This is a genomic window from Methylophaga sp. UBA1464, from assembly GCF_002325665.1.
Taxonomy (GTDB): Bacteria; Pseudomonadota; Gammaproteobacteria; order Nitrosococcales; family Methylophagaceae; genus Methylophaga.
The window spans coordinates 13,092-19,198 of sequence record NZ_DCSO01000014.1; the positions used below are offsets into that span (position 1 = coordinate 13,092).

The 6,107-nt window shown below is 47.9% G+C and carries 7 protein-coding genes; 4 read left to right on the plus strand and 3 right to left on the minus strand.

Annotated elements, in window-relative coordinates:
• The 3 genes from B3O33_RS01470 to B3O33_RS01480 all read right to left on the minus strand — a co-directional run.
• A partial coding sequence (locus tag B3O33_RS01470; RefSeq protein ID WP_292362791.1) for an alpha-E domain-containing protein occupies window positions 1–233 on the minus strand: 233 nt, incomplete at its 3' end.
• Window positions 233–1,693: a circularly permuted type 2 ATP-grasp protein gene (locus B3O33_RS01475; protein ID WP_292360855.1), complete on the minus strand. Its 1,461-nt coding sequence runs from the start codon at window positions 1,691–1,693 to the stop codon at window positions 233–235. The genes B3O33_RS01470 and B3O33_RS01475, both read right to left, overlap by 1 nt.
• 115 nt (window positions 1,694–1,808) lie before the next feature.
• Window positions 1,809–2,306 carry a hypothetical protein gene (locus B3O33_RS01480; RefSeq protein ID WP_292360853.1) on the minus strand — a complete coding sequence of 166 codons (498 nt, stop codon included), beginning with the start codon at window positions 2,304–2,306 and terminating at the stop codon, window positions 1,809–1,811.
• 196 nt (window positions 2,307–2,502) lie between these two features.
• Here B3O33_RS01480 and B3O33_RS01485 point away from each other — a divergent pair, with 196 nt between their 5' ends.
• The 4 genes from B3O33_RS01485 to B3O33_RS01500 form a co-directional block, all read left to right on the plus strand.
• Window positions 2,503–3,621 (plus strand): porin, encoded by a 1,119-nt coding sequence (locus B3O33_RS01485; RefSeq protein WP_292360851.1) that lies wholly within the window; start codon window positions 2,503–2,505, stop codon window positions 3,619–3,621.
• 46 nt (window positions 3,622–3,667) lie between these two features.
• Complete coding sequence (gene fmdA / locus B3O33_RS01490) at window positions 3,668–4,891, plus strand: formamidase (protein ID WP_292360850.1); 1,224 nt, start codon at window positions 3,668–3,670, stop codon at window positions 4,889–4,891.
• A 16-nt stretch (window positions 4,892–4,907) separates the two neighbouring features.
• A complete protein-coding gene (locus B3O33_RS01495) occupies window positions 4,908–5,264 on the plus strand; it encodes an FmdB family zinc ribbon protein (RefSeq protein WP_292360848.1) in 357 nt (118 codons plus the stop codon).
• 64 nt (window positions 5,265–5,328) lie between these two features.
• Window positions 5,329–6,107 (plus strand): transporter substrate-binding protein (locus B3O33_RS01500; RefSeq protein WP_292362792.1); only part of this gene is annotated, 779 nt, incomplete at its 3' end.

The window sequence follows — 6,107 nt, forward strand, 5'->3', positions numbered from 1 at the left end:
TTGGGTTCTGCCAGCAAAAATTGCATCACATTGTTTTCATTAATCTGATCAAAGTTAGCGTGATAGAACATCTCAGCATCAAAAATGGTCACCAGCGTGAACCAGTCAATTTCGACATCACGGGGTAAGTCCATCAATAACCCGGTATGCACATTAATGAGCCGGGCAGTATTTTCCACCCGTTCCAGATACCGTGCCAGCCAGTAAACCCGCTCTGCAACCCGCGAAAGCATCAGCTCAGCCCTCCAAAATAGGAATCATCAACTATCCAGGTATCTTTACTGCCACCCCCTTGCGAGGAATTGACGACCAGTGACCCTTTGACCAAAGCTACCCTTGTTAAACCGCCCGGTGTGACATAGTTATGTTTACCGGACAGGATAAACGGACGTAAATCCACATGGCGAGGTGCAATATGATCGCCACAACTGGTAGGTGATACCGAGAGTTTAAGGGTCGGTTGGGCGATATAATTATTGGGATCGGCAATTAATAACTGGCGAAATTCTTCAATTTTCTCTTCACTGGAATGCGGCCCCACCAGCATGCCATAGCCACCGGACTCATTGGCAGGTTTGACGACAAGTTCCGGCAAATGGTCGAGAACATGCTGCAATTGGTCGGGATCTCGACAAATCCAGGTGGGTACATTGGGTAATAAAGGTTCTTCATTCAGGTAATAACGGATCATCGCCGGTACATAGGCATAAATCACCTTATCGTCGGCCACCCCGCATCCTGGTGCATTGGCAATCGCTACCTTGCCTTCGCGCCAGGCTTGCATGATGCCGGGAATACCTAAAGTGGAATCCTCTCTAAACACCAGTGGATCAATAAAATCATCATCAATACGTCGATAAATGACATCGACCCGCTCCAGTCCATGAATGGTCTTCATATACACATAACCATCATCATTGACCGTCAGATCGGCACCTTCCAGCAATATCAGCCCTGCCTGTTGGGCTAGCGCGGCATGTTCAAAATAGGCTGAGTTATAGATGCCGGGTGTCAGCAACACCATATTGGGTTTGGCTATATCCGGTGCCAGTGAAGCCAGCATCGCAGAGAGATGAGAGGGATAGTCATTGACCGGGCTGATATGCAGTAATTTGAATAACTCGGGCAATACCCGTTTGGTGGTTTTACGGTTTTCCAGCATATAGGCCACACCTGAGGGTACCCGCAGATTATCTTCCAGCACATACATTGTGCCATTGTCATCACGCACTAAATCCGAGCCACAGATATGTGCCCATACACCATGCGCCGGTTGCATGCCTTTGCACTGTGGCCGGTAACCTTTGGATTGCAACACCACTTCTTCAGGTATCAGTCCATCCCGAATCATATTGCCATCATTGTAAATGTCATTGATGAACATATTTAAAGCACGGATCCGTTGCACCAGCCCCTTTTCGGTGCAATCCCATTCTCGCTTGGGAATGATGCGGGGAATAATATCGAAAGGCCAGGCACGATCAATATTGCCGGCATCGCTGTACACCGTGAAGGTGATACCACGCTCCAGAATTTCGAGTTCAGAGTCGACAATACGCTGCTCGAATGCCTCTTTACGCATGGATTTCAGATAATCCAGCAGCTTGTAACTGAAGTGTCTTGGCTGATGTTGATCGTACATCAGCTCATCGTAGAACTCCCCGGGATCATAATCACGCCACAGCTGCATCATGCTCATTTCCCTTTCGTCGGATAGTCGTGAAAGTGGGACTGCAATACTTATGCCCTAAATCCCAACAGACTCAATATTGCAGCCCACACAACAGCTTTTAGTAGTGATTAACCGCTCATTGTTGTTGCAATAAAGCAGCCCAGCCTTTTTTCTGCATACAGCCTAATAAGCCTCGGGTCACCAGACTCATATTGGCTTCGGGTGAATGTGCTTCACCTAATTCAGCCACACAAGCTTCACTATCTGCCATTAGTTTTTCCGGACCAGCCCCCATGCGCCACCACGAATTAACCTGTAATTTTTCCATGGGATCAACAGGTTGGTCGTCAACTTCAGCCATCGCATCATCTGCTACAGCGATGGTTTTACTTTCGCCACGACTGAGAGGGATAAATGGCTTATCAGGGCCAACCACTAACCAGCCTTGTTGTTGCAAACATTGATCAATCTCTTTTTCTGAGCTTGCCCCCTTTTCGCAACGTTGTTTTTCACTCTGAAAATCTTGCGCAGTCGCCCCGCGCTTATAGCTGAATTCACCTCCGCACCCTGACAGTAATGACACGCTGCTGATTAACCATAGCGCTCCAATGGTTGGAATAGATGGGTGTTTCATTTTTCCTCCTGACGATCAGTTGTTTGAAGACCTGTGATCAGAGTAACTGAAACCCTTCGCAACCCCTGTACGCAATTTGACGTATTTAAGCACCCGACCCGGCTGACTAGTATGGCTCCCGAACTTAAAGGTTGATGAGCACCGAGGCGAATTCAACGACGCTTTTTATTCTGGTGAGATTTTCGGGAGAAGAAAAATGAAAAAAATGAACAAAGTCGCATACCTGGTCGCCTTGGCCACAACCACTACATTGGCTCCGATAGCCACCACACATGCTGCTGGCACGATTACCTTTGGTGAAGATCAGTACATCAGTGTCGGATTTGGTCTGCGGGGAAGCTATAGCAGTATTGAAGATGCAGCAAATGATGGCAGTCGCTCCAATGATTTTGAACTGGACAGCGCTCGTCTATACGTCTCAGGCTCATTAAACAAATACATCAAAGGTATGTTCAACTCGGAAAAATCAGGTGGTAACGATTCTTTCCAGATTATCGATGCTGCCGGTATTTTTCAATTTACTCCCGATATGGCGATTTGGGCTGGTCGTTTCCTGTCGCCCAGTAGCCGCGCCAATATGGCTGGACCTTACTACACATCAGGTGATGGTTATTGGGCAAACATTACAGCTCGCTATGGCTGGAATGGCGGCACCATCGGCCGTGATGACGGTGTGGCATTAGTTGCGACTGCATTTGATCAACGTCTGGCCTATTCCTTTGGTGTTTTTGAAGCCGACAAGATTTTTGAATTCAGTGGGGTGGGTGACGTAACTGATAATCCCGATCAGGACGACGAATTAATGTATGCCGGTCGTTTGCAATACAGCTTCTGGGATAAAGAACCGGGTTATTACGGCACAGGTAACTACCTGGGCACCAAAGATATATTCACCATTGGTTTGGCAGGCCGCCATAAAGGTGATGGTTCTGCTTCTACCACAGAAGTCGGTGACTACTCTCAGTGGACAGTTGATTTACTCGTAGAGAAGAAACTGGCTGCAGGCGCTGTATCGCTGGAGGCCGCCTACTTCGATTATGACACGGATGATGTTTTCCTTTCAGAACAGGGTGAAGCCTATTACGTCAGTACTGGTTTTATCTTCAAGGAAAAAGTCGGCTGGGGTCAATTTATGCCATTCGTTCGTTACCAGAACTTTGATTCTGATGCCGGTGAAACCAAGCGCACAGACTTCGGCTTGAACTATTTCATTGATGGTTATAACGCCTCCATAACAGCGGTTTACCGCGATCTGGAAGTCGAGGGCAGCGATGATCAAGGTCAATTCGTCATCTCAACGCAGTTGCAATTTTAATCCAAATATTACCTATCAAAACGTTTCTTCAACGTAGGAGATACCGATGAAAACATTAGTAAAACTTGATTTAGATAAAAAGCCCTGGGAACAGGACGGTCAAATCCATAATCGCTGGCATCCTGATATTCCGATGATTGCCATGGTCAAACCGGGCGATGAATTCCGTGTGGAATGTATGGACTGGACCGGTGGCCAGATCGGAAATAACGACAGCGCCAATGACATTCGTGATGTGGACTTGTTACAGGTCCACTACCTCAGTGGCCCGATTGGCGTGGAAGGTGCCGAGCCGGGTGACCTGTTAGTGGTCGATATCCTGGATGTCGGCACCTTTGAAGATTCGCAATGGGGTTTCAACGCCTTCTTTTCTAAAGAGAATGGCGGTGGTTTTTTAACCGATCACTTCCCTGAAGCGCGTAAATCCATTTGGGATTTCCACGGCATTTACACCACCTCACGTCATGTGCCGAACGTAAAGTTCGCCGGCATCATGCATCCCGGTTTGATTGGTTGTTTACCATCGAAAGAGATGCTGGCGGAATGGAACAAACGTGAAGCTGAACTGATCGCAACGGAACCGGATCGCGTTCCACCTTTAGCACTGCCACCTAACGAGCAGGCAGCAGTCATGGGCCGTTTGAAAGGAGACGAAGCGTCTAAAGCCGCAAAAGAAGGTGCCCGTACCGTACCGCCTCGTGAACATGGTGGTAACTGCGATATCAAGGATCTGACCAAAGGTTCGAAAATCTACTTCCCGGTCTATGTGAAAGATGGTGGCCTATCAATGGGTGACCTTCACTTTTCTCAGGGTGATGGCGAAATCACTTTCTGTGGTGCTATCGAAATGGCCGGTTATCTGGATATCAAAGTCAGCCTGATTAAAGACGGTGTGAAGAAATACGGTATTAAAAATCCCCTGTTCAAAAACAGCCCGTTAACACCGACTTACAGTGACTTCCTGATGTTTGAAGGGATTTCGGTGGATGAGCAGGGCAAACAACATTATCTGGATGTGCATGTTGCCTATCGTCAGGCCTGTCTCAATGCCATCGAATATCTGAAGAAATTCGGCTACACAGGTGAGCAGGCTTTATCGATTCTAGGTACCGCCCCGGTTCAGGGTCATATTAGCGGCGTAGTGGATATTCCGAATGCCTGTGCCACGTTGTGGATTCCGACAGAAATCTTCGATTTCAATATCAACCCGACGGCAGATGGCCCAACGCAATTTGTCACCCAGGGCTTTGATTTAAGTTCGACATCATAAAACGGGACATCACATTATGCCGATATATGACTACCGATGTGAGCAGTGTGGCGATTTCAGTGCACTGCGCAAAATGAGTGAAGCCGGTAATTCAATGGAATGTGTTGAATGTGGCGAGATGGCGGTGCGGATTATTTCTGCTCCCTATCTTGCGTTGATGGACCGAAACACGCGAGTGGCTAAAGAGCGTAATGAAAAGTCGGCACATGAGCCGAAACAGTTGCGACGTTCCAGCTGTGGCTGCTCAGGTACACACACTTGTAAAACCGATACCGCACAAAAAACCAAAGCTGCAGCTCAGGCCAAAAGCAATCCCAACGGCTTGCAGATGCAGACCAAGAAAACCGCAAGACCCTGGATGCTCGGACACTGAGCCCCCAAAACAAAACCGTTCGGAACAATGCTGTTCACTCTAATTTGTTAACAGGAGATATACGATGAGCTACTTTAGTCGACGAAAATTTTTAGGCAAAACCGGTGCACTGATTAGTGCAATGGTGGCGGCTGGGTTTATTACCAGTACGGCGATAGCGGCGGATTATCCGACTGCTGAAGTCAACACCACGGGGCTTTCAGTAACCGATGACACCGTGACGGTGGGTATTTTACATTCACTGACCGGCACTATGGCGATCAGTGAAACCGGTGCTCAGGAAGCGGAAAAGCTGGCTATCAAACAGATCAACGAGAGCGGCGGTATCCTCGGCCGTCAAATCAAGATCATTCAGGAAGATGGTGCCAGTGACTGGCCAACCTTTGCCGAAAAATCCAGAAAGTTACTGGTAAACGACAAGGTTGCAGCAGTTTTCGGTTGCTGGACATCGGCGTCACGTAAAGCCGCTTTACCGGTTTTCGAAAAAGAGAACGGTTTGTTGTATTACCCGACTTTCTATGAAGGTCTGGAACAATCCAAAAACGTGATCTACACCGGTCAGGAAGCCACTCAACAGATCCTTGCCGGTCTGGACTGGGTTGCTGAAGAGAAAGGTGCCAAAACATTCTATCTGATTGGCTCGGATTACATCTGGCCACGTACTTCAATGAAAATTGCCCGTATTCATATTGAAAAAGTACTGGGCGGTAAAGTGGTCGGTGAAGAATACAAGCCTCTTGGTGATACCCAGTTTGGTTCGGTTATCAACAAAATCCGTCTGAGAAAGCCTGACGTTATCTTCGCTGCCGTAGTGGGTGGCAGTAACGTGGCCTGGTTCAAACA

What these genes read in the sequence shown, in the direction of transcription:
- B3O33_RS01475 (WP_292360855.1), bottom strand. Translation starts at nt 1,693, where the DNA reads ATGATGCAGCTGTGGCGTGATTATGATCCCGGGGAGTTCTACGATGAG.
- B3O33_RS01480 (WP_292360853.1), bottom strand. Translation starts at nt 2,306, where the DNA reads ATGAAACACCCATCTATTCCAACCATTGGAGCGCTATGGTTAATCAGC.
- B3O33_RS01485 (WP_292360851.1), top strand. Translation starts at nt 2,503, where the DNA reads ATGAAAAAAATGAACAAAGTCGCATACCTGGTCGCCTTGGCCACAACC.
- fmdA (WP_292360850.1), top strand. Translation starts at nt 3,668, where the DNA reads ATGAAAACATTAGTAAAACTTGATTTAGATAAAAAGCCCTGGGAACAG.
- B3O33_RS01495 (WP_292360848.1), top strand. Translation starts at nt 4,908, where the DNA reads ATGCCGATATATGACTACCGATGTGAGCAGTGTGGCGATTTCAGTGCA.